The 25515-nt window shown below is 62.3% G+C and carries 39 protein-coding genes; 1 reads left to right on the forward strand and 38 read right to left on the reverse strand.

Features of this window, described 5'->3' with window-relative positions:
• The first annotated feature begins 100 nt into the window (after window positions 1–100).
• Window positions 101–298: a DUF2735 domain-containing protein gene (locus tag AC1DYO_RS25015; RefSeq protein WP_477267118.1), complete on the forward strand. Its 198-nt coding sequence runs from the start codon at window positions 101–103 to the stop codon at window positions 296–298.
• Window positions 299–394: 96 nt separating this feature from the next.
• Here the strand turns inward: AC1DYO_RS25015 and AC1DYO_RS25020 are convergent, their stop codons facing one another.
• The 38 genes from AC1DYO_RS25020 to AC1DYO_RS25205 all read right to left on the reverse strand — a co-directional run.
• Entirely contained in the window at window positions 395–2281 is a 1887-nt protein-coding gene (locus AC1DYO_RS25020) for an MFS transporter (protein ID WP_477267119.1), read from the reverse strand.
• 182 nt (window positions 2282–2463) lie between these two features.
• Complete coding sequence (locus AC1DYO_RS25025; RefSeq protein WP_477267120.1) at window positions 2464–3255, reverse strand: ATP12 family chaperone protein; 792 nt, start codon at window positions 3253–3255, stop codon at window positions 2464–2466.
• Window positions 3256–3266: 11 nt separating this feature from the next.
• Window positions 3267–4124 (reverse strand): DMT family transporter, encoded by an 858-nt coding sequence (locus AC1DYO_RS25030; protein ID WP_477267137.1) that lies wholly within the window; start codon window positions 4122–4124, stop codon window positions 3267–3269.
• 62 nt (window positions 4125–4186) lie between these two features.
• Window positions 4187–5167 (reverse strand): RluA family pseudouridine synthase, encoded by a 981-nt coding sequence (locus AC1DYO_RS25035; RefSeq protein WP_181061931.1) that lies wholly within the window; start codon window positions 5165–5167, stop codon window positions 4187–4189.
• 63 nt (window positions 5168–5230) lie between these two features.
• Window positions 5231–5569 (reverse strand): DUF190 domain-containing protein, encoded by a 339-nt coding sequence (locus AC1DYO_RS25040; RefSeq protein WP_477267121.1) that lies wholly within the window; start codon window positions 5567–5569, stop codon window positions 5231–5233.
• On the reverse strand, window positions 5566–6066 hold the full coding sequence (gene crcB, locus AC1DYO_RS25045; RefSeq protein WP_477267122.1) for a fluoride efflux transporter CrcB: 501 nt from the start codon (window positions 6064–6066) through the stop codon (window positions 5566–5568). Before crcB (AC1DYO_RS25045) ends, AC1DYO_RS25040 begins: the two co-directional genes overlap by 4 nt.
• Window positions 6063–6449, reverse strand: a complete 387-nt coding sequence (crcB, locus tag AC1DYO_RS25050; RefSeq protein ID WP_477267123.1) for a fluoride efflux transporter CrcB — start codon at window positions 6447–6449, stop codon at window positions 6063–6065. Before crcB (AC1DYO_RS25050) ends, crcB (AC1DYO_RS25045) begins: the two co-directional genes overlap by 4 nt.
• A gap of 31 nt (window positions 6450–6480) precedes the next feature.
• The gene (locus AC1DYO_RS25055; RefSeq protein WP_477267124.1) at window positions 6481–7311 is read right to left on the reverse strand and encodes an aspartyl/asparaginyl beta-hydroxylase domain-containing protein; all 831 of its coding nucleotides are present in this window, start codon (window positions 7309–7311) and stop codon (window positions 6481–6483) included.
• A 231-nt stretch (window positions 7312–7542) separates the two neighbouring features.
• A complete protein-coding gene (locus AC1DYO_RS25060; protein ID WP_477267125.1) occupies window positions 7543–8871 on the reverse strand; it encodes a replication-associated recombination protein A in 1329 nt (442 codons plus the stop codon).
• 43 nt (window positions 8872–8914) lie between these two features.
• Window positions 8915–10408 carry a DegQ family serine endoprotease gene (locus AC1DYO_RS25065; protein ID WP_477267126.1) on the reverse strand — a complete coding sequence of 498 codons (1494 nt, stop codon included), beginning with the start codon at window positions 10406–10408 and terminating at the stop codon, window positions 8915–8917.
• A gap of 190 nt (window positions 10409–10598) precedes the next feature.
• Complete coding sequence (rplQ, locus tag AC1DYO_RS25070) at window positions 10599–11030, reverse strand: 50S ribosomal protein L17 (RefSeq protein ID WP_477267127.1); 432 nt, start codon at window positions 11028–11030, stop codon at window positions 10599–10601.
• A 104-nt stretch (window positions 11031–11134) separates the two neighbouring features.
• A complete protein-coding gene (locus AC1DYO_RS25075; protein ID WP_032933403.1) occupies window positions 11135–12145 on the reverse strand; it encodes a DNA-directed RNA polymerase subunit alpha in 1011 nt (336 codons plus the stop codon).
• A 102-nt stretch (window positions 12146–12247) separates the two neighbouring features.
• Window positions 12248–12637: a 30S ribosomal protein S11 gene (gene rpsK / locus AC1DYO_RS25080; RefSeq protein WP_006205444.1), complete on the reverse strand. Its 390-nt coding sequence runs from the start codon at window positions 12635–12637 to the stop codon at window positions 12248–12250.
• Between the two features lie 127 nt (window positions 12638–12764).
• On the reverse strand, window positions 12765–13133 hold the full coding sequence (gene rpsM / locus AC1DYO_RS25085; RefSeq protein ID WP_006205445.1) for a 30S ribosomal protein S13: 369 nt from the start codon (window positions 13131–13133) through the stop codon (window positions 12765–12767).
• Window positions 13134–13324: 191 nt separating this feature from the next.
• On the reverse strand, window positions 13325–13933 hold the full coding sequence (locus tag AC1DYO_RS25090) for an adenylate kinase (protein WP_477267128.1): 609 nt from the start codon (window positions 13931–13933) through the stop codon (window positions 13325–13327).
• Window positions 13930–15270, reverse strand: coding sequence for a preprotein translocase subunit SecY (secY, locus tag AC1DYO_RS25095; RefSeq protein ID WP_454575218.1), 1341 nt, complete (start codon window positions 15268–15270; stop codon window positions 13930–13932). Before secY ends, AC1DYO_RS25090 begins: the two co-directional genes overlap by 4 nt.
• Window positions 15271–15461: 191 nt before the next feature.
• A complete protein-coding gene (gene rplO, locus AC1DYO_RS25100) occupies window positions 15462–15935 on the reverse strand; it encodes a 50S ribosomal protein L15 (protein WP_142865528.1) in 474 nt (157 codons plus the stop codon).
• Between the two features lie 22 nt (window positions 15936–15957).
• Window positions 15958–16155 (reverse strand): 50S ribosomal protein L30, encoded by a 198-nt coding sequence (gene rpmD, locus AC1DYO_RS25105; protein WP_006205449.1) that lies wholly within the window; start codon window positions 16153–16155, stop codon window positions 15958–15960.
• Window positions 16156–16179: 24 nt separating this feature from the next.
• Entirely contained in the window at window positions 16180–16743 is a 564-nt protein-coding gene (gene rpsE / locus AC1DYO_RS25110; protein ID WP_006333394.1) for a 30S ribosomal protein S5, read from the reverse strand.
• 81 nt (window positions 16744–16824) lie between these two features.
• A complete protein-coding gene (rplR, locus tag AC1DYO_RS25115) occupies window positions 16825–17184 on the reverse strand; it encodes a 50S ribosomal protein L18 (protein WP_181061939.1) in 360 nt (119 codons plus the stop codon).
• A gap of 86 nt (window positions 17185–17270) precedes the next feature.
• Window positions 17271–17804 (reverse strand): 50S ribosomal protein L6, encoded by a 534-nt coding sequence (gene rplF, locus AC1DYO_RS25120; protein ID WP_023682603.1) that lies wholly within the window; start codon window positions 17802–17804, stop codon window positions 17271–17273.
• 89 nt (window positions 17805–17893) lie between these two features.
• The gene (gene rpsH / locus AC1DYO_RS25125) at window positions 17894–18292 is read right to left on the reverse strand and encodes a 30S ribosomal protein S8 (RefSeq protein WP_006205453.1); all 399 of its coding nucleotides are present in this window, start codon (window positions 18290–18292) and stop codon (window positions 17894–17896) included.
• A gap of 12 nt (window positions 18293–18304) precedes the next feature.
• A complete protein-coding gene (gene rpsN, locus AC1DYO_RS25130) occupies window positions 18305–18610 on the reverse strand; it encodes a 30S ribosomal protein S14 (RefSeq protein ID WP_013895695.1) in 306 nt (101 codons plus the stop codon).
• A gap of 27 nt (window positions 18611–18637) precedes the next feature.
• Window positions 18638–19216, reverse strand: a complete 579-nt coding sequence (gene rplE, locus AC1DYO_RS25135) for a 50S ribosomal protein L5 (protein WP_181061940.1) — start codon at window positions 19214–19216, stop codon at window positions 18638–18640.
• A complete protein-coding gene (rplX, locus tag AC1DYO_RS25140) occupies window positions 19209–19523 on the reverse strand; it encodes a 50S ribosomal protein L24 (protein WP_013531428.1) in 315 nt (104 codons plus the stop codon). The genes rplE and rplX overlap by 8 nt, the downstream gene beginning before the upstream one ends.
• Before the next feature lie 12 nt (window positions 19524–19535).
• Window positions 19536–19904 carry a 50S ribosomal protein L14 gene (gene rplN, locus AC1DYO_RS25145; RefSeq protein ID WP_006205457.1) on the reverse strand — a complete coding sequence of 123 codons (369 nt, stop codon included), beginning with the start codon at window positions 19902–19904 and terminating at the stop codon, window positions 19536–19538.
• 71 nt (window positions 19905–19975) lie between these two features.
• Window positions 19976–20215 (reverse strand): 30S ribosomal protein S17, encoded by a 240-nt coding sequence (rpsQ, locus tag AC1DYO_RS25150; RefSeq protein ID WP_010909280.1) that lies wholly within the window; start codon window positions 20213–20215, stop codon window positions 19976–19978.
• An 11-nt stretch (window positions 20216–20226) separates the two neighbouring features.
• Window positions 20227–20427, reverse strand: a complete 201-nt coding sequence (gene rpmC, locus AC1DYO_RS25155; RefSeq protein WP_006205459.1) for a 50S ribosomal protein L29 — start codon at window positions 20425–20427, stop codon at window positions 20227–20229.
• Window positions 20428–20440: 13 nt separating this feature from the next.
• Window positions 20441–20854, reverse strand: coding sequence for a 50S ribosomal protein L16 (rplP, locus tag AC1DYO_RS25160; RefSeq protein WP_006205460.1), 414 nt, complete (start codon window positions 20852–20854; stop codon window positions 20441–20443).
• A 26-nt stretch (window positions 20855–20880) separates the two neighbouring features.
• Window positions 20881–21606 carry a 30S ribosomal protein S3 gene (gene rpsC / locus AC1DYO_RS25165; RefSeq protein WP_023672753.1) on the reverse strand — a complete coding sequence of 242 codons (726 nt, stop codon included), beginning with the start codon at window positions 21604–21606 and terminating at the stop codon, window positions 20881–20883.
• Window positions 21606–21995 carry a 50S ribosomal protein L22 gene (gene rplV / locus AC1DYO_RS25170; RefSeq protein WP_006205462.1) on the reverse strand — a complete coding sequence of 130 codons (390 nt, stop codon included), beginning with the start codon at window positions 21993–21995 and terminating at the stop codon, window positions 21606–21608. The genes rpsC and rplV overlap by 1 nt, the downstream gene beginning before the upstream one ends.
• Window positions 21996–21997: 2 nt before the next feature.
• Window positions 21998–22276: a 30S ribosomal protein S19 gene (gene rpsS, locus AC1DYO_RS25175; RefSeq protein ID WP_006205463.1), complete on the reverse strand. Its 279-nt coding sequence runs from the start codon at window positions 22274–22276 to the stop codon at window positions 21998–22000.
• 16 nt (window positions 22277–22292) lie between these two features.
• Window positions 22293–23126, reverse strand: a complete 834-nt coding sequence (gene rplB / locus AC1DYO_RS25180) for a 50S ribosomal protein L2 (protein WP_023706515.1) — start codon at window positions 23124–23126, stop codon at window positions 22293–22295.
• 22 nt (window positions 23127–23148) lie between these two features.
• Window positions 23149–23442 carry a 50S ribosomal protein L23 gene (locus AC1DYO_RS25185; protein WP_181061941.1) on the reverse strand — a complete coding sequence of 98 codons (294 nt, stop codon included), beginning with the start codon at window positions 23440–23442 and terminating at the stop codon, window positions 23149–23151.
• The gene (gene rplD, locus AC1DYO_RS25190) at window positions 23439–24059 is read right to left on the reverse strand and encodes a 50S ribosomal protein L4 (protein WP_023672750.1); all 621 of its coding nucleotides are present in this window, start codon (window positions 24057–24059) and stop codon (window positions 23439–23441) included. Before rplD ends, AC1DYO_RS25185 begins: the two co-directional genes overlap by 4 nt.
• The gene (gene rplC / locus AC1DYO_RS25195) at window positions 24059–24787 is read right to left on the reverse strand and encodes a 50S ribosomal protein L3 (RefSeq protein WP_023682606.1); all 729 of its coding nucleotides are present in this window, start codon (window positions 24785–24787) and stop codon (window positions 24059–24061) included. Before rplC ends, rplD begins: the two co-directional genes overlap by 1 nt.
• A 61-nt stretch (window positions 24788–24848) precedes the next feature.
• Entirely contained in the window at window positions 24849–25157 is a 309-nt protein-coding gene (gene rpsJ / locus AC1DYO_RS25200) for a 30S ribosomal protein S10 (protein ID WP_477267129.1), read from the reverse strand.
• 67 nt (window positions 25158–25224) lie between these two features.
• The coding region (locus AC1DYO_RS25205) for an EF-Tu C-terminal domain-related protein (RefSeq protein ID WP_477267130.1) at window positions 25225–25515 on the reverse strand (291 nt) is incomplete at its 5' end.

The raw sequence follows: 25515 nt of genomic DNA on the forward strand, positions 1-25515 counted from the left end.
ATACTGATCTTTCTTTAGGCATCTTGCCTAATCGGATTGCAGGACTTACTTTGATGGAAAGATGAATCGACAAGCCTCTCCAAAAGAAAGGAGACCGACAATGGAAATCACGTCAGCCCGTCCGTCGGCAAAAATCCTGATGTTCCCGGTGGCAGCGCGTGCGGCTGCCTCAAATTTAGGCGTAAAGGCCAAGTTTGCGGCAGAGCTCGCTTCCTTGCGCGTTCAACCCTTGGGCTATGGCGAGGCCTGGTATCATGAGGCGGCCATCGCGGAAGCCGAGCAGCCTCGCAAGAGCTAGGTCGTCTTCCGGGCCAACAGCTGAAAGCAGGCCCGACAATTGAAAAACCCGGCGCGATCGCTCGCGCCGGGTTTTTGTTTGATACCACGCCGTCGGCTACTGCTTGGTATGCAGGTCGGTTCCCAGCGTATCCCTGACGAAGATCATGCCGATGATAAGCGACATCGCCGCGATCACCACCGGGTACCAGAGACCGTAATAGATATCGCCCTTGGAGGCGCTGAGCGCGAACACGATCGCCGGCAGCAGACCGCCGAACCAGCCATTGCCGATGTGATAGGGCAGCGACATGCCGGTGTAGCGGATGCGGGTCGGGAACATCTCGACCAGGATCGCCGCGATCGGCCCGTAGACCATGGTCACGTAGACGACCAGGATGAACAGGATGCCGATGACCTTTGCCCAGTTGACGGCTGCCGGGTCGGCAAACATCGAGAACGCACCGGCCGCCGGAACACTGTAGACCGTCACGTCGGTGGCGCCGGCGGCGTCATCTGCCGTCAGCAGCTTGTCCTTGACCGCCTGGGCGAGCGGGACAGTGGCCTTTTCACCGGCGCGAATGGCTGCCGCGTCGAGTTTCAGTTCGGGATTGCCCGCGACAAAGGCGTCGAGCTTCTGGTCGGCAACCTTGGCGGCGGCACGTTTCAGCGGATAGCCGCCGTCCTGAAGCGCGAGGTTGACCGCCTTCTTGAAGGCAGCATCGTTGGAAGTCGCCTTGTCCGCGGCTGCCACGGCATCATAGGACGCCACCGTTTCGGTGCCAATTTTCACACTGGCCGCGGTTCCCGGTGCCGCCGTCGTAACGATGTCGTAGGGTACGGAGCTCTTGGCAAGGAAGTCGGTCGCAATATCGCACGAAGTGAGAGGCTTGCGTGTTCCGGTCGGATTGAACTGGAACTTGCAGTCTCCCGGCGCAGCGGTCACCGTGGCACGCGTGTTCTGCTGCGCGGTGGCGAGCGCCGGGTTAGCGGCCCAGGTCAGCGCCTTGAACAGCGGGAAGGTGGTGACGATCGCCAGCGCGAGACCGGCCATGATGATCGGCTTGCGGCCGATCTTGTCGGAGAGCCAGCCGAACACGACGAAGAAGATCGAACCGAGCGCCAGCGCGATCGCGATCATGATGTTGACCGACTGCGGATCGACCTTGAGCACATTGGCCAGGAAGAACAGCGCGTAGAACTGGCCMKWRTACCAGACCACGSCCTGGCCGGCGGTCAAACCGAACAACGCCAGCAAGGCGATCTTGGCGTTTTTCCACTGTCCGAAGGCTTCAGTGAGCGGCGCTTTGGAGCCCTTGCCCTCGTCCTTCATGCGCTGGAAGGTCGGCGATTCGGCAAGCGACAGGCGAATCCAGACCGATATGGCGAGCAGGATGGCCGAGACCAGGAATGGAATGCGCCAGCCCCAGGCCGCGAAATCCTCCTTGCTCAACGAATTCTGCACGATCAGGATGATGATCAGCGACAGGAACAGGCCAAGCGTCGCCGTTGTCTGGATCCACGACGTGTAGAAGCCGCGGCGGTCGTCGGGAGCATGTTCGGCGACATAGGTCGCCGCACCACCATATTCACCACCGAGCGCCAGGCCCTGCAGCATGCGCAGCCCAACCAGGATGATGGGCGCCGCGATGCCCCAGCTCGCCGAGCCGGGAAGCAGGCCGACCAGGAAGGTCGACAGGCCCATGATCGTGATGGTGACAAGGAATGTGTATTTGCGGCCGACGAGATCGCCGATGCGGCCGAACACGAGCGCGCCGAAGGGACGCACGAGGAAGCCGGCGGCGAAAACCAGCAGCGTGAAGATGTTGCGGGTCGCCTCTGGATAAGTGGCGAAGAATGTGGCGCCGATCGCGGCCGCCAACGCACCGTAGAGATAGAAATCATACCATTCGAAAACGGTGCCGAGCGAAGAGGCGAAGATGACTTTCTTCTCCTCTCGCGTCATGCCGCGGCTGCTTCCGCCGGCGGTCGATGCCATTGCCATGGAAATGTCCTCCCGTGAGATCCCGTCTGTCCTCGATGCCGTGCGTCACGGTCCACGTTCCCTCTGAACGCGGACTCAGCCCAGCCATCGGCGCAAAAAATGACAGAAAGCGGCAACCGGAGGCAGACCGACATTGGGTTTATGACTTTGGTATTAGGTGCAGTGCGGCAAAGAGCCGAGGATCAGGCCTTGAGCGCTTCCAGCAGACTGACGGCGGCCATCATGTCGCGCTTGCGGGCCGAGCGGCGTGCCACCGCCTCGGCATCCTGGCCCCAGTGCTCGATCTGCCAGTCCTCATCGACATGGCCGGCGGCCCAAGCCGCCTCGCCATCCAGCGCGCCATAGTCGACCGCAAGCGCCAGCAGCGCCGACCCGGTCAGCGACGTCATGACATGGATTGCGGCCAGCCGCAGCGGCTCGGCGCGCTGGGCAAGGTGGGCGCCGAGCACCGCGATGCTCTCGCGCGGCTGCTCGACATGGATGATCCCCTCGGCGAGATTGAAGCGAGCCCCGAGCGTCGCCCTCGCCCAGTCGATCACCGGGTCCCAATGCTGGTTCTGCCGGTCGACCAGCCCCTGCGGCGCGTCGGCGCGGTAGCAGGTTAGATCGGACGAGGCGAAACGCAAGACGTCCTCCAGCACCACCTGCGGGTCGCTGGCGACGCCGTCAATGGCGGTGTTGACCAGACGCAGAACCGGCATCGTCACGGGGTCGATGGTCTCGCCTTGCGCAGCGAACTCGCCCGCGACAAGCGCGGCGGCCTTCCCGGTCGGCAGCGCCAGCAGCGCCTTGCCCGGCGTGCGCACCGGCTTGCCGTCGAGATGGACGGCATAACTGTCTTCGACTGGCGCGACCGAGGCGTCCTTGTAGAAGCGCTTCGGCAGATGCGTCTTCATCTGGATCTGCGCGCGGCGCACCGGATCCGGATCGGACAGATGCTTGCCCGCTTCGAGGTCGTTGAGGATGTCGCGCATAGTAGAACTTTCTATACAGGTAACTGCTTGCGCGCCGGTCGGTTGACGATGATCAGGCCGATGGCGATCAGTCCAAGCGCCACAAAGATCCTGACTGTCGGCGCTTCACCCAGAATAATAGCGCCGCACAAGACGCCGAACACCGGCGACAGGAAGGCGAAGCTCGACAGGCCCGATGCCGGATAGCGCCTGAGCAGCCAGAACCACAGCACATAGGTGAAGGCAACAATATAGAGCGACTGGAACAGCAGCGCCAATGTCGACAAGGCGGTGACGTCGCGGATCGGCGGGCCGGCGAAAGGCATCACCAGCACGCCGACAATGGCCGCACCGGCCAGCTGATAAAGCAGCAGTTTCTCGGCACTGGTCTCGACCAGTTTAGAACGCTTGATGACGATGCTGGTCGCCGCCCAGAGGATGCCTGAGCCGAGGCTGAGCAGATCGCCCATCAGCGTCACGTCGTTGCCGGCGGCAATCCCGTCGGAGAACACCGCCACCAGGCCGCAAAAGGCAAGGACAAGCCCGCCAAGCTTCCTCGCATTGATGCGATCGCCAAGCAGGAAATGGCCGCCGATCAGGACCCAGAACGGCATGGTGTTGACCAGCAGCGTGTTGCGGGCAACGGTGGTGTATTCCAGCCCGATATAGAGGCACAGGAACTCGACGCCGAACAGCACGCCGACGACGATGCCCGCGACAAGCGACCCGTCAGCCTCGAACAGTTTGATGCCGCGCAGCCAGCACCAGCCGAGCACGCAGAAACCGCCGATGATCGAGCGTGCGATCGAAACGAAAACGGGGTCGTAGCCGGCATAGGAGATCTTGGCGGCGACGTAGTTCAGCCCCCAGGAAAAGGTCAGCCCGACCATGATGGAAGCAGCCGCCAGATCGACCGCGTCGCGGCGATCCAATGCCGAGGCAACAGCCAATGTCAGTCCTCCGCGCTGGCGTCGTCGAAGCCGATCAGGTTCCAGCTCTGGCGCATATGCGGCGGCATCGGCGCGGTGACGTCGATCACGCCCTTGTCCGGATGCGGAATGACGATGCGGCGCGCATGCAGATGCAGGCGATTCTGAATACCGCCCGGGAAATCCCAATTGGTGTCGGCCTCGAAATACTTGGGGTCGCCGATGATCGGGCAGCCGATATAGGCGGCATGAACGCGAAGCTGGTGGGTGCGGCCGGTATAAGGCTCCATTTCCAGCCAGGTCATTGTCTGCGCCGCCTGCTCGATGATGCGGTAGTAGGACACGGCATGGTCGGCGCCCTTTTCACCATGCGCGGCCACGCGCACGCGGTCGCCGTCCTCGGTCGGCTCCTTGATCAGCCAGGTCGAAATCTTGTCCTCGCGCTTGGGCGGCACGCCCTTGACCAGCGCCCAGTAGGTCTTCTTGGTCTCGCGTGCGCGAAAGGACTCGGAGAGCTTCATCGCCGCAAGCCTGGTGCGGGCAACCACCAGCACGCCCGATGTGTCGCGGTCGAGCCGGTGCACCAGGCGCGGCTTCTCGCCCTTCTGGCTGCGCCAGGCCTCCAGCATGTCGTCGACATTGCGGGTGACGCCCGAGCCGCCTTGCACGGCCAAGCCAGCCGGCTTGTTGAAGACGAAGACCTTCGGGTCTTCGTGGATCAGCATCTTGGCCAGCACATCGGCGTCGCCCTGGTTGCGGATCGAGTAACCGGTAAGCGCGCTCTCGCCCTTCTTGTCGACCTCGAGCGGCGGCACACGCACCACCTGGCCCGGCTCGACACGGCTGTCGGCCTTGACCCGGCCACCATCGACGCGGATCTGGCCCGAGCGAAGCAGCTTCTGCAAATGGCCGAAGCCGAGGCCGGGGAAATGGGTCTTGAACCAGCGATCGAGCCGCATGCCCGCCTCGCCGGCCTCCACCGTGATCTGTTCTACGCCTGCCATGATTTCAACCACCGTTTCGCGGGATGCAACGGCATTCGCCGGCACCCGCAACCTCATACCCTGTCATTCGTTGTCGGTTCCATATTGCAGAACCTGAACTTTCTCCAGCGTGATCAGGCCGCTTGTCATGATTGTCTCGAGCACCGGCAGAAAAGCGGCTATCTTTTCCTCGCCATCTACGATCTCGATCACCAGCGGCAGATCCTCCGACAGACGGAGGATTTTCGTGGTGTGAAGCCGGCTGGAATGGCCGAACCCCATCGCGCCGCGCAGGACGGTCGCGCCGGCAATCTGCAGTTCGCGGGCCTTGAGCACGATCGCCTCATACAGGGGACGGCCGTCTGCCCTGTCGTTCTCGCCGATGAATACGCGCAGCAATTGCGCCTGCCTTGGTATCTTCATTGCCCGGATCCTCTCAATCTGTTGAGGCGCACTGCAAAGATGTGGCCGAGCCAGACGGCGACAAGCCATGCCACCACGGAGATCGCGATATTGAGTCCCGCCTCCACAAGTTTCCCGCCCTGCGCGAGGGTGAGTGTCTCAAGGCTGAACGCGGAGAAAGTGGTCAGGCCGCCGCAGAAGCCGGCCATGAAGAACTGGCGCTGCAGCGAATTGGCGAAGACGCGGCCATCGGGGCCCGTCAATGTCGCGTAGAAGCCGATGAGGAATGAGCCGACAACGTTCACAAGGAGCGTGCCGAAGGGGAATCCGCTGCCCCAAAAAGCAGCGCTCGCCGATGAGGCAAGTGACCGCAACACGCCGCCGATCATGCTGCCGACGGCCACGGTGGCATAGATCCGAACTGTTTCGCTCGTCTTGCGCCAGCCAATGACGCGCGCCGCGTGCCCTGCTCCGGCAGCGTCGGTCCCGCCGGAGCGGAGCTTCCGCGGACTGCTCACGGCGATCCGCTGCCGATCAGAAGACTTCCCGCGGCAAAACCCAGCGTCACGCCACCAAGGCTCAGAAAAACCGAAAGCAGAACGTTGCCGCCGGCGCGCAGCCATTCGCCGGCGCGCACCAGCGCTAGCGTCTGCAGGCTGAAGGAAGAGACAGTGGTATAGCAGCCGAGGCAGCCGGTAACGACAAAGGCCCAGATGGCGGGCATGCCGTCACGCGCCACCGCATGCGCGACGACGCCGATCGCAAACGCTCCCGAGATGTTGACCACCATCGTGCCCCAGGGAAAGGTCTCGCCGACCCGGCGGGCGATGAAGCCGGACAGGAAGAAGCGAGCCATTCCGCCGATCGCGCCACCAAGACAGACAAGCAACAGGTGATACATCGCGCTCCCTCTTGCCGGTCGGACCGCGCTCTCAGGTCGTCTCGACCTTCTTTGCCTTGCTCGAGCCGATCATCTTCCAGTTCTTGTAGAACATGGAATTGATGCGTTCGACGGTGACCGAAACGATGGCGAGAAGGCCGGCGATGAACCTGGGGAATGGCGACGGACGGATGATGTCCATGAACACGCAGTAGCGGCGCCCGTCATACTCGTTGACCGAGCGGTGCAGCAGCGTGTCGTCGAAAATATAGAGCGGGTTGTCGTGCCAGTAGTTCCTGGCGCCGTTGCACTCGACGAAAACCTCGGCCTTCACCGGCAGGAGATTGTAGAGGATGCGCAGGCTGAGCCGCAGCGGTCCGAAATGCCAGGAAGTCGATTCCTTGCCCCTGAAGACCGACACGGCAATGGTCTTGATGTATTTGAAATCCTTGTTGAATTCCGCGACGTTGTCGATCCGGTGCTTGCCATACCACTGATAGACATACATGCCGCGACGGCCGGTGCCGAAATTGGCGTCGATATCGGTGATGATCTCGTCCTTGCGCGCCTTGAAGACGTCGAGAACTTCGTTGACCTCGCGCTGATAGTCCGGCGGAAACTGGTCCAGCTTCCACACACCCGGGTTGCGGTAGCAGACGAGGTCGACCAGCAGATTGAAGGGTGACAGCAGCCAGGTGAAGATGCCGTTGCCGAGGAAATAGCCGCGCAACAGCGACAGGTTCTTGCTGGCGTTGCGCAGCACATCGATCAAGCCGCAGACGATCCAGATCGTGGTCAGGATCGGAATGAAATAGAAGCCGAGCGCGAGAAGCGGCAGCGCAATGACCAGCTGGCGAAGGGTCTTACGGGTTTGTTTTGTCATTGTCGTTCGCGCGGGAGCGCGATCCTGTTCGCATGAGCCAAATTACGGCGACCCCCGCCAGCCGTGCGCCTTGATAGGATTTTTTGTTCCCCCGCACAATGCCGTGCCATCGCAGCAGAATGAACGCCTCCGCCAGCATGCCAACCAGCGCGACGTGGAGAAGAATAGAGGCGGGAATGCCCCAGGGCAGGGTTTCGTCCTGGGGCGACAAGACCAAAGGGGCGCGCAAGCCTATTTTTCCCGCTCGCTGCGCAGCTTCGCCCAATAGTCCAGCCGTTTCCGGATATCGCGCTCGAAGCCGCGTTCGGGCGGATCGTAAAATGTCTGCCGGCCCATCTTTTCCGGAAAATAATCCTGGCCGGAAAAAGCATCAGGCTGGTCATGATCGTAGCGATAGCCGGCGCCGTAATCTTCCTCTTTCATCAGCTTGGTCGGCGCGTTGAGGATGTGCTTGGGCGGCAGCAGTGAACCGAACTCCTTGGCTGCCCGCGTGGCGGCCTTGAAGGCGGTGTAGACGGCATTGGATTTGGGCGCGGTGGCGAGATAGACGGTGGCCTCGGCGAAGGCGAGTTCGCCCTCGGGCGAGCCCAGATAATCATAGGCATCCTTGGCGGCGTTTGCCACGACCAGCGCCTGCGGGTCGGCCAGCCCGATATCCTCCATCGCCATGCGCACCAGCCGGCGGCCGAGATAGAGCGGATCCTCGCCGGCGTCGAACATGCGGGCGAGATAGTAGAGAGCCGCATCGGGATCGGATCCGCGCACCGATTTGTGCAGCGCCGAGATCAGATTGTAGTGACCGTCCTGGCCCTTGTCGTAGATCGGCGCGCGGCGCTGGACGATGCGCTGCAGCCCTTCGGGATCGAACACCTCGCCAGGCTTGGCGGCACGCCAGACTTCCTCGGCCAGCGTCAGCGATGCCCGGCCGTCGCCATCGCTCATGCGGATGAGCATCGCCCGCGCCTCGTCGTCGAGCGGCAGCGCCCTGCCCTCAGTCTCTTCCGCTCGCGTCATCAGTTTGGCGATGCTGTCCTCGCCCAGCGTATGGAAGACCAGCACCCGCGCGCGCGACAACAAAGCCGCGTTGAGTTCAAAGGACGGGTTCTCGGTCGTAGCGCCTACCAGAACGACCGTGCCGTCCTCCATGACCGGGAGAAACGAATCCTGCTGGGCGCGGTTGAAGCGATGGATCTCGTCGACGAACAACAGCGTCTGGCGGCCATTGGCGCGACGCAGCTTCGCCGCCTCGAACACTTTCTTCAGGTCGGCGACGCCGGAAAACACGGCCGATATCTGCTCGAAGGCAAGACTGGTCTCGCCGGCCAGCAGCCGCGCCACGGTGGTCTTGCCAGTGCCGGGCGGCCCCCAAAAAATCATCGAGCCGAGCGAGCCGGAATTGATCAGTCGCGTCAGCGCGCCGTCAGGCCCGGTCAGATGCTCCTGGCCGACGACTTCGCCGAGGTTCTTCGGGCGCAGCCGGTCGGCGAGCGGCCGAAGACCTTTGGTGGGATCCTTGGGCGGCGCTCTTTCCGGTTCATCGACACTGAACAGATCGGCCATGCAAGTCTTTTTGTTGGACGACCCTCAAGATGGGAAGACCGCCTCAGTAGCGCAACACCTGGCGCAGTATCTGCCCGCCGCGCTCGACGGTAAAGCGCCACCAGCGGGTATCCTGCTGGGCAAGCTGCGCCAGCGTCGCCGCCGTATCGACCGTCGTGCCGTTCACCTCACGCACGATGTCGCCCGGCTGGAAGCCGAAATCGGCGGCCGGCGAATCGCGGTTGATGTCGACCACGGTGACGCCCTTGAGGTCGGTGCGCAGGCCAAGCCGCTGGGCGAGCCTGGGCGACAGTTCCGCCACCTTGGCGCCGGAGAACGGGCTGCGGCCATGCAGCGTCACTTCCGAAGCCTTGGCGCCTTCCGGCGCACGCTCCAGCGCAATTTCCATCGTCGCCTGCTGGCCCTTGCTCAGAATGGCGAAGGTCGCCTTGGTGCCGATCGACAACGTCGCCATGCGGTAGTCGAGCGCCTCGATGCCTTCGACGGTCGTGCCGTTAAGCTGCAGCACGACATCGCCGGGCTTCAGCCCTGCCTTGGCTGCCGGTCCAGCTTCCTCGACCGACGAGACCAGCGCACCGGTCGGCTTCTCCATGCCGAGCGATTCGGCGATCTGCGGTGTGACCGCCTCGAACTCGGCGCCGATATAGGGCCGCTCGAAGAAATCGAGCCCGGCCTTGGCCGCATCGGCGAAAGCGCGCACCATGTTGGCGGGGATGGCAAAGCCGATGCCGATCGAGCCGCCGCTGCGGCTATAGATGGCGGTGTTGATGCCGACCAGCTGGCCGCCCATGTTGATCAGCGCGCCGCCCGAATTGCCGGGATTGATGGCGGCATCGGTCTGGATGAAATAGCCCGAATCCGAAACGCCGATATGGCTGCGAGCAAGCGCCGAAACGATGCCACTGGTGGTGGTTTGACCGACGCCGAACGGATTGCCGATCGCCAGCACCAGGTCGCCGACCTCAAGCGCGTCGGAATCGCCGATGGCGATCACCGGGAACGGCTTGTCGGAGGTGATCTTGAGCACGGCAAGATCGAGCGTTTCGTCCTTGAGCATGACCTTCGAGGTGAATTCGCGCCCGTCGGCGGTCGCCACCTTGACCTCGTCGGCATCCTTGATGACATGGAAATTGGTGACGATGACGCCGCTCGGATCGACCAGCACGCCGGAGCCCAACGACGACTGCGCGCGCGGCTGCGCGCGGCCGAAGAATTCCTCGAAGAAAGGATCGCCGTCGAAGGGCGACGTGACCTTGGCCGTCTGCGAGGCGTAGACATTGACCACCGCGGGCGCTGTCTGCTTGACCAGTGGCGCAAACGACAGCTGCACCTCCTCGCGGCCGAACGGCACGCGCTTGTCGGGACCGGAGGTTCCGTTCTCGCCCTCGACGCCATGCAAGAGGTCGGTCAGCACATCGGAAAGGCCGGGATCCGCCGGCTTGGCGGCGTCCTCGGCCAGGGCCTGTCTCACGGCCGGTGCCGCGGCAAAGGCGGCCAGCGCGCAAAGGGCGACAAGAAACAGCCGTTTGAAGTGCATTCCGAATCCTCCAGATCGGGCGCCATTGTCCCGACGATTGTGCAGAATGAAAGGCTAATGCACTGAAATACGGCGATTGTCGTCCAAAAGCACTCAGCCGGCAGGCAAAAAAGCTTGGCGAAGCTTGCCCTCGCGCCAATGCAAAAAGGGGCCCGAAGGCCCCTTGAAGTCATTCCTGGAAAACCGAGCCTTATGCAGCCGCGGTTTCCTCGTTGGCGCCTTCGGCCTCGAGGCGAGCACGGTCGCCGGCGCCCTTGGCGTCGGTGTCGCGGTCGACGAACTCGATGACCGCCATGGCGGCATTGTCGCCGTGGCGGAAGCCCGCCTTCATGATGCGCAGATAACCGCCATTGCGGTCGGCGTAGCGCGGCGCAATCGTGTCGAACAGACGCTTGACGACGCCTTCATTGCCGATCTGGGCAATCACCTGGCGGCGCGCATGCAGGTCGCCGCGCTTGCCGAGCGTCACCAGCTTCTCGACGATCGGACGCAGGTCCTTCGCTTTCGGCAAGGTGGTGACGATCTGCTCGTGCTCGAGCAGCGACACGGCGAGGTTGGCGAACATCGACTTGCGATGGCTAATGCTTCGGGCGAAACGACGGCCTTTGAAACCGTGGCGCATGGCTCTTTTCCTTCTTCAGTTGTTCAAGAGGCCACGGCCTCTGATGATTTTCCGCATGACCGTCGGATCGAGCGGCCCACGCCGCCGATCCTTGGAATTCATGCTCAATATTGATCTTCGTAACGCTTGGCGAGGTCTTCGATGTTTTCCGGCGGCCAGTCCGGCACTTCCATGCCGAGGTGCAGGCCCATCGCCGCGAGCACTTCCTTGATCTCGTTCAGCGACTTGCGGCCGAAGTTCGGGGTGCGCAGCATCTCGGCTTCGGTCTTCTGGATGAGATCGCCGATGTAGACGATGTTGTCGTTCTTCAGGCAGTTGGCCGAACGCACCGAAAGCTCGAGCTCGTCGACCTTCTTGAGCAGCGCCGGGTTGAAGGCGAGCTCGGTGACGGCTTCGGTGGCGACTTCCTTCTGCGGCTCGTCGAAGTTGACGAACAGGCCGAGCTGGTCCTGCAGGATGCGGGCGGCGAAAGCCACCGCGTCCTCGCCCGAGATCGAACCGTCGGTCTCGATGGTCATGGTCAGCTTGTCGTAATCGAGAACCTGGCCCTCGCGGGTGTTCTCGACCTTGTAGGAGACCTTCTTGACCGGCGAATACAGGCTGTCGACCGGGATCAGGCCGATCGGCGCGTCTTCGGCGCGGTTGCGCTCTGCCGGCACGTAGCCCTTGCCGGTGTCGACGGTGAATTCCATGCGGATTTCAGCGCCTTCGTCCAGCGTGCAGATGACGTGGTCGGGGTTGAGGATCTCGACATCGCCAACCGTCTGGATGTCGCCGGCCAGAACCGCACCCGGGCCCTGCTTGCGAACGACCATGCGCTTGGGGCCATCGCCTTCCATGCGGATAGCGATTTCCTTGATGTTGAGCACGATATCGGTCACGTCTTCACGCACGCCGGCGATCGACGAGAATTCATGCAGAACGCCGTCGATCTGCACGGCGGTCACAGCCGCACCGCGCAGCGAAGACAAAAGCACGCGGCGCAACGCGTTGCCGAGCGTCAGGCCAAAGCCACGCTCGAGCGGCTCGGCGACCAGCGTGGTCAACGTCTTCTTCTTCGACGAGAACTCGATCTTGTTCGGCTTGATCAGTTCCTGCCAATTTTTCTGGATCATGATGCTTTCCTTCCGTTGACCCGCCACCATCCAATCGTGGCGGGCGACCTGGAGTGCCGTGGAGGAGCGCCCTGAGGCGCTCGCGCGGCGTTCGGTAATGTCTTAGACGCGGCGCTTCTTGCGCGGGCGGCAGCCATTGTGCGGGATCGGCGTCACATCACGGATCGAGGTGATGGTGAAGCCGGCCGCCTGCAGGGCGCGAAGCGCCGATTCACGACCGGAGCCGGGTCCGCAGACCTCGACTTCGAGCATGCGCATGCCGTGTTCCTGGGCCTTCTTGGCGACGTCTTCGGCGGCCATCTGGGCGGCGAACGGGGTCGACTTGCGCGAACCCTTGAAGCCCTGGGCACCGGCCGACGACCAGGCAATGGAATTGCCCTGCGCGTCGGTGATGGTGATCATCGTGTTGTTGAAGGTCGAATTGACGTGGGCAACGCCCGACGAGATGTTCTTGCGTTCGCGACGGCGAACACGAGCGGCTTCCTTGGCCATGATAGTCCTTTCAGTTGATCTCTACACCGCCGTAATGCCAGCGGCTCCACCTTTGAAAGCGAGTAGTGAATAGGGATTAGCGAATAGGGACCCCTACTCGCTAATTGGCTACTCGCTATTCGCTCACTTACTTCTTCTTGCCGGCGATCGACTTGGCCGGGCCCTTGCGGGTGCGTGCATTGGTGTGCGTGCGCTGGCCGCGAACCGGCAGCGAGCGGCGGTGACGCAGGCCGCGGTAGCAGCCGAGGTCCATCAGACGCTTGATGTTCATGGACACTTCGCGGCGCAGGTCGCCTTCGACCTGGTAGTCGCGGTCGATGGTCTCGCGGATCTGCAGCACTTCCGCGTCGGTCAGCTGGTTGACGCGGCGCTCGGCCGGGATGCCGACCTTGTCGACGATCTCCTGGGCGAACTTCTTGCCAATGCCGTGAATGTACTGAAGCGCAATGACGACGCGCTTGTTGGTCGGAATGTTGACGCCGGCTATACGAGCCATTTCTTCTCTTCTCCATGTGGGCTGGACGAACCAGCGCTATCCAAAATTCCCCGCGTCCGGTGGAGGCCGGCCCATGCGGGAGTTTCCTAGTTTCAATGCGGCTGCCTTGCCCTTGCGGACAAGCAAGCCTCATGCCTGATAGGAAGACGGGCCGCCATAACCCAGCGAACCGTTCCAGTCAAGCGCAATCTCTACTTTGCCGTAACGGTCTCCCGCGTCACTGCCGTGAGCAGCGCTTCGATCTCCGCAGTCACAGTGTCGATACCGGCCATGCCGTCGACGCTCTTCAGCGTGCGTTTGGCGTAGTAATAGCCGATCAGCGGGGCGGTCTTCTTGTAATATTCCCGCAAGCGCTCTTCGAACACCACCGGGTTGTCGTCCTTGCGCACCGGCTGCCCGGCTGCTTTGGCGTCTTCGGCGCGCTTGACGATGCGGCCGACCAGCGCCTTGTCGTCGACGACGAACTCGATCACGGCGTCGAGGCCAATGCCGCGCGCGGCAAGCATCGATTCAACCGAATCGGCTTGCACCAGCGTGCGCGGATATCCGTCGAGGATGAAACCGTTAGCGCAATCGGGCTGATCGATGCGCTCGGCCACGATGGCGTTGACGATGGCGTCGGAAACCAGCTCGCCGGCGTCCATTACCGCCTTGGCGCGCTTGCCGACTTCGGTGCCAGCCTGCACGGCGGCCCGCAGCATGTCGCCCGTCGACAGCTGCGGTATGCCGTATTTCTCTACCAGTCTTTGTGCTTGCGTCCCCTTGCCCGCTCCTGGCGGCCCAAGCAATATCAATCTCATCTGGCCTTCTTCCCCCCGCGCAACTTCGACTTCTTGATCAGGCCCTCATACTGGTGCGCGATCAGGTGGCCCTGAATCTGCGCCACCGTATCGAGGGTTACACTGACCACGATCAGAAGCGATGTGCCACCGAGGTAGAATGGTACGCCAGTCGCCGAAATCAGGAACTCGGGCAGCAGACACACCAGCACCAGATAGATGGCGCCGACGACGGTGATGCGCGTCAGGACATAGTCGATGTAATCGGCGGTGCGCTCGCCCGGACGATAGCCCGGGATGAAGCCGGAATGCTTCTTGAGCTGGTCGGCGGTGTCCTTCGGATTGAACACGATGGCCGTATAGAAGAAGGCGAAGAACACGATCATCGCCGCATAGAACAGCATGTAGAGCGGCTGGCCGTGGCCGAGCGAGGCGAGCACCGTGCTTGCCCATGCCGGCAGATTCGTCGACTGCGAGAAGCCGGCGACCGTTGCCGGCAGCAACAGCAGCGACGAGGCGAAGATCGGCGGAATGACGCCCGACGTGTTGAGCTTCAGCGGCAGATGCGAGGTGTCGCCCTGGAACATGCGGTTGCCGACCTGGCGCTTCGGATACTGGATCAGCAGACGGCGCTGTGCGCGCTCGAAGAAGACGATCAACGCGATGACGACGATGGCCAGCACGATGATTGCGAGAATCAGTCCGGTCGACAAGGCGCCGGTGCGGCCGAGTTCCAGCGTGCCGGAAATGGCGCGAGGCAGGCCGGCAACGATGCCGGAGAAGATGATCAGCGAAATGCCATTGCCGATGCCGCGCGCGGTGATCTGCTCGCCCAGCCACATCAGGAACATGGTGCCGCCAACCAGCGTGACGACGGTCGAGATGCGGAAGAACATGCCGGGATCGTTGACGATGCCGTTACCGCCTTCCAGGCCGACCGAAATGCCATAGGCCTGCACCAGCGCCAGCAGAACCGTGCCGTAGCGCGTGTACTGGTTGATGACCTTGCGGCCCTGCTCGCCTTCCTTCTTCAGCGCTTCCAGCGACGGAATGACCGAAGTCATCAGCTGCATGATGATGGAGGCCGAGATGTAAGGCATGATGCCGAGCGCGAAGATCGCCATGCGCTGCACGGCGCCGCCGGCAAACATGTTGAACATGCCGAGCACGCCCTTGGCCTGCGAGGAGAAGGCCTGCGCGAAGGCATCCGGGTTGATGCCGGGCAGCGGGATATAGGTGCCGAGGCGATAGACAAGCAGCGCGCCGATGGTGAACCAGATTCGCTTCTTCAGGTCCTCCGCCTTGGCGAAGGCCGCAAAATTCAGATTCGAGGCTAGTTGTTCAGCAGCCGAAGCCATGCCTGATTCTCCGCTTGATCACGCTCGATGCCCGCAGCTCAGGCGGCGCGTTTCACCGAAGCCCACGAGATAAGCTCCGGGCTCTCAACATGCAAGCGGCCGCGTTGACGCGGCCGCTTAATTGATTGGATCAAAGCGCAATCGTGAACAAAAACGGATACCGTTCTTGTCGATCGCTCTTCAAATTGCCGTTACTCGGCAGCTGCCGCTTCCGGCAGCTTGACCGAACCGCCGGCCTTTTCGATCTTCTCGATCGCAGCCTTGGAGGCGCCGGCGACGTCAAAGGCAAGCTTTGCCTTGAGCTCGCCGTCCGACAGGATGCGCACGCCGTCCTTGACGCGGCGGATGACGCCGGCGGCAACGAGTGCCTCGGCCGTCACGGTCGCCTTGGCGTCGAGCTTCTTGGCATCGAGCGCGGTCTGGATACGGGCCAGCGACACGACGACAAAGCTCTTGGCGAAGATGTTGTTGAAGCCACGCTTCGGCAGACGCCGGTAGAGCGGCATCTGGCCACCCTCGAAGCCGTTGATGGCGACGCCGGAGCGCGCCTTCTGGCCCTTGACGCCGCGACCGCCGGTCTTGCCCGAGCCGGAGCCGATGCCACGGCCGAGACGCTTCTTGGAGTGCGTCGCGCCGTCCTTGTCACGCAGATCGTTGAGTTTCATCTGGGTTCTCCTGCGCTTTTGCTCAGCCCTCGTCCACGACGCGGACGAGATGCTGGACGGCAGCGATCATGCCGCGCACCGAAGGAGTGTCCTCCAGCGTGCGCTGCTTGTGCATCTTGTTGAGGCCGAGGCCGACCAGCGTCGCGCGCTGTTCCTTCGGGCGGCGGATCGGCGAACCGATCTGCTCAACGGTGATGGTCTTGGTTGCTTTCTTGGCCATGGTCAAAATCCCTGGTCAGATCGACTATTCTTCAGCCGCAACGGCGGTGCCGCGGCGGGCCTGAAGGGTCGAATACTTGATGCCGCGCGCAGCAGCCACATCCTTGGGATGCATCTGGCTCTTCAGCGCGTCGAACGTGGCGCGAACCATGTTGTAGGGGTTCGACGAACCCATCGACTTGGCGACCACGTCATGCATGCCGAGCGTCTCGAAGACAGCGCGCATCGGGCCGCCGGCGATGATGCCGGTACCCTGCTTGGCAGCGCGCAGCAGCACGCGTCCAGCGCCCCAGCGTCCTTCGACGTCGTGGTGCAGCGTGCGACCCGAGCGCAGCGGCACGAAGATCATGTCGCGCTTGGCCGATTCGGTTGCCTTGCGGATCGCTTCCGGCACTTCGCGCGCCTTGCCGTGACCGAAGCCAACGCGGCCCTTCTGGTCGCCGACGACGACGAGTGCTGCAAAACCGAAGCGACGGCCGCCCTTGACGACCTTGGCGACGCGGTTGATGTGGACGAGCTTGTCCACCATGCCGTCATCGCGCTCTTCACGATCGCGGCCGCGGCCGCCATCCCTACGTTCCTGTGCCATATCCTGTTCCTTGTTTTTTTCCGGAAGCACGGTTGCTGATAAGATCCGGTGCCTCTGTGGGTCACCGGGGGCGAAAATTGCTTAGAAGCTGAGACCGCCTTCGCGGGCAGCCTCGGCCAGCGCCTTGACGCGGCCATGATAGATGTACGGGCCGCGATCGAAGACGACTTCCTTGACGCCGGCCTTCGAGGCGCGCTCGGCGATCAGCTTGCCGATAGCGGCCGCAGCCGCGGTGTCGGCGCCGGTCTTGAGCGAACCCTTGAGGTCCTTCTCGAGCGTCGAGGCGGCGGCGATGGTGTGGCCCTTGGCGTCGTCGATGACCTGCACATAGATGTTCTTCGACGTGCGGTGAACCGACAGACGCGGACGCTCGCCGGCGACCTTCTTGATCTGGCGGCGAACGCGCTGCGAACGGCGCTGCGTGGCTTCCTTGGTACCCATGATGGTCTTCCTTGCCTTCAAAAACGGGGGCCGCCATATGCGGTAGGCGAAAGCGCCTCCCGCGACCGCTCCCCGCGGCGTTAAACTTACTTCTTCTTGCCTTCCTTGCGGACGATCTTCTCGCCGGCATAGCGGACGCCTTTGCCCTTGTAGGGCTCGGGACCGCGATACTCGCGAATCTCGGCTGCAACCTGGCCGACCTGCTGCTTGTCGATGCCGGTCACGGTGATTTCCGTCGGCTTCGGCACAGTGATCGTGATGCCGGCCGGCGTCTCGTAGACGACGTCATGGCTGAAGCCAAGTGCCAGCTGCAGGTTCTTGCCCTGAAGTGCGGCGCGATAACCAACGCCGGTGATCTCGAGCTTCTTCTCGAAACCGTCCTTGACGCCCTGCAGGATGTTGACGATCTGCGTGCGCGACATGCCCCACTTGGAGCGGGCGGTCTTGGTCTGGTCACGCGGCTGGACAGCGATCTCGCTGCCTTCCATCTTGACCAGCACTTCGTCGTTCACCACGAACTTCAGCTCGCCCTTGGGGCCCTTCGCCGTCACGGTCTGGCCGTTGACGGTCGCGGTCACGCCCTGCGGCAGCGAAACGGGTTTCTTTCCAATACGAGACATTTTGTTGTCCTCGTCACTTCTCTTGTTTCAGGTCTCTGTCTTCGGGAACGATCCGAAGACCGGATTCCACTTTGCGGTCAGCTGCCAGATCAGAAGATCTGGCAGAGGATCTCGCCACCGACATTCTGTTCGCGTGCTTCGTGATCGGCCATCACGCCCTTCGGCGTCGAAAGGATGGCGATGCCGAGGCCGTTGGCGACGTGCGGGATCGACTTGGCCGAGACGTAAACGCGGCGGCCAGGCTTCGAGACGCGGGCGATTTCGCGCACGACCGGTGCACCGTCGAAATACTTCAGCTCGATTTCGATCTCGGACTTGCCGTTGTCGAAGTCGGTCTGGCTGTAGTCGCGGATATAGCCTTCAGCCTTCAGCACGTCGAGGACGCGGGTACGCAGGCGCGAGGCCGGCGTTGAAACGCTCGACTTCTTGCGGCCATACGCGTTGCGGATGCGGGTCAGCATATCGCCGAGAGGATCGCTCAATGACATGTTATGTCCTCCTTACCAGCTCGACTTGACCAGGCCCGGGATCTGGCCGTTATTGCCGAGATCACGAAGCGCGATGCGCGATACTTTGAGCTTGCGATAATAGGCGCGCGGACGGCCGGTAACTTCGCAGCGGTTGCGGATGCGGATTTTGGCCGAGTTGCGCGGCATGGCAGCAAGCTTCAGCTGAGCGCGGAAACGCTCTTCCATCGGCTTGGACTGGTCCATGATGATCGCTTTCAGGGCAGCGCGCTTGGGACCGTACTGGTCGGCAAGCTTGCGGCGCCTGTTGTTCTTCTCGACTGAGCTGGTCTTTGCCATTTCAGATTTTTCCTTTTCTCGCTGCCGTTACTGGCGGAAGGGGAAGTTGAAGGCCTTGAGCAATGCCCTGGCTTCGTCGTCCGTCTTCGCAGTCGTACAAACGATGACGTCCATGCCCCAGATCTGATCAACCTTGTCGTAGTTGATCTCCGGGAACACGATGTGTTCCTTGATGCCCATGGCGTAGTTGCCACGGCCATCGAAGCTCTTCGGATTCAGTCCGCGGAAGTCGCGGACGCGTGGCAGTGCGATGTTCACGAGGCGGTCGAGGAACTCGTACATGCGTTCCTTGCGCAGCGTGACCTTGGCGCCGATCGGCATCTTCTCGCGGACCTTGAAGCCGGCGATGGAGTTGCGAGCGCGGGTGACGACGGCCTTCTGGCCGGCGATCATCGCCAGGTCTTCGGCCGCGATCGAAGGCTTCTTCGAGTCCGCGGTCGCTTCGCCGACGCCCATGTTCAGCACGATCTTGTCGATGCGCGGAACCTGCATCTCGTTGTCGTAGCCGAACTGCTCCTGCAGCGCCTTGCGGATGGTCTCGTTGTAGACCTGCTTGAGACGCGGCGTGTTCTTGGCAGTCGCCTGCTTGGTTTGAGCCTTAGCCATTGATGACTTCTCCCGAGCGCTTGGCGACGCGCACCTTCTTGCCGTCCTTCTGGAAGATGAAGCCGACGCGGGTCGGCTTGCCATCCTTGGGGTCGGCCAGCGCGATGTTCGACAGCTGGATCGGCGCTTCCTTGGTGATGATCCCGCCCTCTTGGGACTGGGACTGCTTCTGGTGACGACGGATCATGTTGACGCCGCGCACCAGCGCGGTGTCTTCCTTCGGCTGAACCGAGAGGACTTCGCCCGAACGGCCCTTGTCCTTGCCGGCCAGCACGACGACCTTGTCGCCTTTTCTAATCTTTTGCATTGGTCCGGCTCCTTACAGCACTTCAGGCGCGAGCGAGATGATCTTCATGTGGTTCTTGGCGCGAAGTTCGCGCGGAACCGGTCCGAAGATACGCGTGCCGATCGGCTCTTTCTTGTTGTCGACGAGAACGGCCGCGTTCTTGTCGAAACGGATCACGCTGCCGTCCGGGCGGCGGATGTCCTTGGCCGTGCGAACCACGACCGCCTTCATCACATCGCCCTTCTTAACGCGGCCGCGCGGAATGGCTTCCTTGATGGACACCACGATGATGTCGCCCACGGAAGCGTATTTCCGCTTCGAGCCGCCCAGCACCTTGATGCACATGACACGACGCGCGCCGGAATTATCCGCGACGTCGAGGTTTGTTTGCATCTGAATCATGACTGGCCGCCTTCTTCTTTTCTAACGGGACGGGCTCAAAGCCCCTCCCCGGTCTGTCCAAAATTCGTTGTTTACGCCTGGTCCGAAGACACGACGATCCAGCGCTTATCCTTGGAAATCGGCTTCGATTCCTGGATGAACACCTGATCGCCGACCTTGTGGGCGTTGTTCTCGTCGTGCGCCTTGTACTTCTTGGTCATGCGCACGGTCTTCTTCATCACGGGATGCGTGAAGCGCCGTTCGACCTTGACGACTACCGTCTTCTCGTTCTTGTCGCTGACGACAGTGCCCTGCAGAATGCGCTTTGGCATGGTTTTCGTCCTTAAGCCTTCTTGGCCGCGGACTTTTCCGCAGCGATGGTCTTGATACGCGCAATGTCCTTGCGGACCTGCCTCACGCGCGCGGTCTTCTCGAGCTGGCCGGTGGCCTTCTGGAAGCGCAGGTTGAACTGCTCCTTCTTCAGGCTGGCCAAATCGTCGGTCAGCTGGTCCTGGGTCTTGGTCCGGATGTCTTCGGCTTTCATGATCAGCCCGTCCTTATTCTGCGATGCGCTGTACGAAGCGCGTCCTGACCGAGAGCTTGGCCGCGCCGAGACGCAGCGCCTCACGGGCGGTTTCTTCGTTGACGCCGTCGATCTCGAACATGATGCGGCCCGGCTTGACGCGCGCCGCCCAGTAATCGACAGCGCCCTTACCCTTACCCATGCGCACTTCGGTCGGCTTCGACGTCACCGGCACGTCTGGGAAAATACGGATCCACACGCGGCCGGCACGCTTCATCTCGCGAGTGATCGCGCGGCGGGCCGCCTCGATCTCACGCGCGGTGACGCGGTTCGGCTCAAGCGCCTTCAGCCCGAAACCACCGAAATCCAGGTTGGTGCCGCCCTTTGCGGTACCATGGATACGGCCCTTGAACTGCTTGCGGAACTTTGTGCGCTTTGGCTGCAGCATCGTTCTAACTCCAAATTCCTAAATAATCAGGCGTTTTCGCGACGACGACCGCGTTCGCGATCACCACCACCGCCATGCGCAGCATCACCCTCGGTCGCGCGACGCTCCGAAGCCATCGGATCGTGCTCGAGGATTTCGCCCTTGAACACCCAGACCTTGACGCCGCAGATGCCGTAAGCCGTATGCGCTTCGGCCGTGCCGTAATCGACATCGGCGCGCAGCGTATGCAGCGGCACGCGGCCTTCGCGGTACCATTCCATGCGCGCAATCTCAGCGCCGCCGAGACGGCCGGCGCAGTTGATGCGGATGCCTTCGGCACCGAGGCGCATCGCCGACTGAACGGCGCGCTTCATGGCGCGGCGGAACGCGATACGGCGCTCGAGCTGCTGGGCGATCGACTGGGCGACCAGGGTCGCGTCGATTTCCGGCTTGCGCACTTCAACGATGTTGAGGTGCGTCTCGGACTTCGTCATCTCCATCAGCTTCTTGCGAAGCTTCTCGATGTCGGCGCCCTTCTTGCCGATGATCAGACCCGGGCGCGCCGCATGGATGGTGACGCGGCACTTCTTGTGCGGACGCTCGATCACGACCTTGGAGATCGCAGCCTGCTTGAGTTCCTTCTCAAGATACTTGCGGATCTTGATGTCCTCATGCAGCAGCTTGCCGTACTCGCCGGTGTTCGCGAACCAGCGCGAATCCCAGGTGCGGTTGATGCCGAGGCGCAGACCGATCGGATTGACTTTCTGGCCCATTATGCGGCCTCCCCTTTTTCTTCGACTTCACGAACGACGATCGTGAGGTGCGAGAACGGCTTTTCGATACGGCTGGCGCGACCGCGGCCACGAGCGTGGAACCGCTTCATAACGATCGACTTGCCGACATAGGCTTCCGCCACGATCAACGCATCGACATCGAGGTCGTGGTTGTTTTCCGCGTTGGCGATCGCCGATTCCAGCGTCTTCTTGACCGTGCCGGAAATCCGCTTGGCCGAGAATTCGAGGTCGGAAAGCGCTGTCGCGACCTTCTTGCCGCGGATCAGCGCGGCAACCAGGTTCAGCTTCTGCGGGCTGATACGGATCGTGCGCAGAACGGCGCGCGCTTCGTTGTCAGCAAGCCTGCGCGGAGCTTTGGCCTTGCCCATGATTATTTCCTCTTCGCCTTCTTATCCGCGCCGTGACCGTAATAGGTCCGGGTCGGAGCGAATTCACCGAACTTGTGACCGACCATGTCCTCGTTCACCGAGACGGGAACATGCTTCTGGCCGTTGTAGACACCGAAGGTGAAGCCGACGAACTGCGGCAAGATCGTGGAGCGACGGCTCCACATCTTGATCACCTCATTGCGACCACCTTCACGAACCTTGTCCACCTTCTTGAGAAGGTAGCCGTCGATGAAGGGGCCTTTCCAAATAGAACGAGTCACTTGGCGTTACCTCTTCTTAGCTCTTGCGCTGATGGCGCGAGCGCAGGATGAACTTGTCGGTCGCCTTGTTGGACCGCGTCTTCTTGCCTTTGGTCGGCTTGCCCCACGGGCTGACCGGATGACGGCCACCCGAGGTGCGGCCTTCACCACCGCCATGCGGGTGGTCGACCGGGTTCATGGTCACGCCGCGATTGTGCGGGCGCTTGCCGCGCCAGACCGTGCGACCGGCCTTGCCGTCATTGATGTTGCCGTGGTCGGGGTTCGACACGGCGCCGACAGTGGCCATGCAGGAGCCGTGCACGACACGCTGCTCGCCCGAGTTGAGGCGCAGGATCGCCATGCCCTGGTCGCGACCGACCAGCTGGCCGTAGCCACCGGCCGAACGGGCAACCTGGGCGCCCTTGCCCGGCTTCAGCTCGATGTTGTGGACGATCGTGCCGACCGGCATCGAGGCCAGCGGCATCGCATTGCCCGGCTTCACGTCGACCGATTCACCGGCCACGATCTTGTCGCCGGCAGCAAGGCGCTGCGGGGCGATGATGTAGGACAGCTCGCCATCGTCATACTTGATCAGCGCGATGAAGGCGGTGCGGTTCGGATCGTATTCAATGCGCTCGACCGTGCCGACGACGTCGAACTTGCGGCGCTTGAAGTCGATGATGCGGTACGAACGCTTGTGACCGCCGCCGATGAAGCGGGCCGTGATGCGGCCGTGATTGTTGCGGCCGCCCGACTTGGTCAGGCCTTCGGTCAGGCCCTTGACGGGCTTGCCCTTGTAGAGGCCCGAGCGGTCGACGATGACCAGCTGGCGGGTGCTCGGCGTTACCGGGTTGAATTTTTTAAGTGCCATTGTCCTGTCCTCGCGGCCTAGCTCAGAGACCCGTCGCGACGTCGATCGACTGGCCTTCGGCCAGCGTCACTACCGCCTTCTTGACGTCGCTCTGGCGGCCGATCGTGCCGCGGAAGCGCTTGATCTTGCCCTTGCGGACAAGCGTGTTCACGGCCGTAACCTTGACGCCAAACAGCGCTTCGACAGCGGCCTTGATTTCCGGCTTCGACGCCTTCTTGGCGACGTTGAAGACGACCTGGTTATTCTCGGAAGCCATGGTCGACTTTTCGGTGATCGCCGGCGAGACGATCACGTCGTAATGACGAAGGTCGGTCATTTAAAGCGCTCCTCGAGAGCCTCGACGGCGGCCTTCGAAAGGACCAGCGTGCCGCGGCGAAGAATGTCGTAGACGTTGATGCCCTGGATGGGCAGCACGTCGATGTTCGGGATGTTGGTCGCCGCCAGCTTGAAGTTCTGGTCAAGCTCGGCACCGCCGATCACCAAAGCGTTGGTCAGGCCCAGCGTCGCGAAATTCGCGATCAGCGCCTTCGTCTTGGCCTCGGTCAGCTTCAGCTCGTCGATGATGATGATCGACGCGCTCTTGGCCTTGGCCGAGAGAGCATGCCTCAAGCCCAGAGCGCGCACCTTCTTCGGCAGATCGTGCTCGTGGCTGCGAACGACCGGGCCGTGGGCCTTGCCGCCGCCGCGGAACTGCGGAGCGCGTGCGGAATGGTGACGAGCGCGGCCCGTACCCTTCTGCTTGTACATCTTGGCGCCGGTACGCGCGATTTCGGCGCGGCCCTTGGCCTTGTGCGTGCCCTGCTGGCGCTTGGCCAGCTGCCAGCGCACGACGCGCTGCAGGATGTCCTCGCGCGGATCAAGGCCGAAAATCTCCTCGGAGAGTTTCACCTTGCCGGCGTCCTTGCCGCCAAGCGTTGTGATCTTGAGATCCATTATTCTGCTCCCTCTGCGGCCGGAGCCTCGTTCTTGGCGCCACTCTCGGCGGCAACAGCCCGGATCGCGGCAGGCTTCGGCGCATTGGCCGGCAGTGCCACCTTGGCCGCATCGCGGACCAGGATCCAGGCGCCCTTCGATCCGGGAACCGCACCGCGGATCAGGATCAGGCCGCGATCGGCGTCGGTCGAAACGATCTCGACATTCTGTGTGGTGACGCGGGTGTCGCCCATGTGGCCAGCCATATGCTTGCCCTTGAACACCTTGCCCGGGTCCTGACGCTGGCCGGTCGAACCGTGCGTACGGTGCGACACCGAGTTACCGTGCGTCGCGCGGCCACCACCCATATGGTGGCGCTTGATGACGCCCTGGAAACCCTTGCCGATCGTCGTGCCCGTCACATCGACCTTCTGGCCGGCGACGAAGTGCTCGACGGTGATCTCGGCGCCGACATCAATCATGTTGTCGGCGGAGACACGAAACTCGGCGACTTTCGCCTTCGGCTCGACGGAAGCGGTCGCGAAATGGCCGCGCATCGCCTTCGACGTGTTCTTCACCTTGGCAAGGCCAACGCCGAGCTGGACGGCCGTATAGCCGTTCTTCTCCTGCGTGCGCTGAGCCACGACCTGGCAGTTCTCCATCTGGAGAACGGTGACGGGAACATGTTCCCCGGCATCATTATAGATGCGGGTCATTCCCACCTTCTTTGCAATCACACCTGAACGCATCGGTTCAATTCCTTTAGAGTTCCGGGCCAGGGGCACCGCCCCTTACCGCGCTCTCATTCCCTTAGAGCTTGATCTCGACGTCGACACCGGCGGCCAGATCGAGCTTCWTCAAAGCATCGACCGTCTGCGGGGTCGGATCGACGATGTCGAGCAGACGCTTGTGCGTGCGCATCTCGAACTGCTCGCGGCTCTTCTTGTCGACGTGAGGCGACCGGTTGACCGTGAACTTTTCGATCCGCGTCGGCAGCGGAATGGGGCCTCGGACGTTTGCTCCGGTGCGCTTGGCCGTCGACACGATTTCTTTCGTCGAGGCGTCGAGCACCCGGTGATCAAACGCCTTCAGGCGGATGCGGATATTCTGTCCGTTCATGCGTCACTTCCTTGTTCTGGCGCGGCGCGGGCAACTCCGCGCCCGCGACAGATCGGTTTAAGTCTAATTATTCTTTAATGGTGACGACGATGCCGGCACCGACGGTGCGGCCGCCTTCACGGATGGCGAAGCGCAGCTTCTCTTCCATGGCGATCGGCACGATCAGCTCGACATCGACCGTGATGTTGTCGCCCGGCATCACCATTTCCGTGCCTTCCGGCAGCGACACGATGCCGGTCACGTCGGTCGTGCGGAAGTAGAACTGCGGACGGTAGTTGGTGAAGAACGGCGTGTGACGGCCACCTTCGTCCTTGGTCAGGATGTAGGCTTCAGCCACGAACTTCTTGTGCGGCTTCAC

It is taken from the genome of Mesorhizobium sp. P2_F5, from assembly GCF_056403715.1.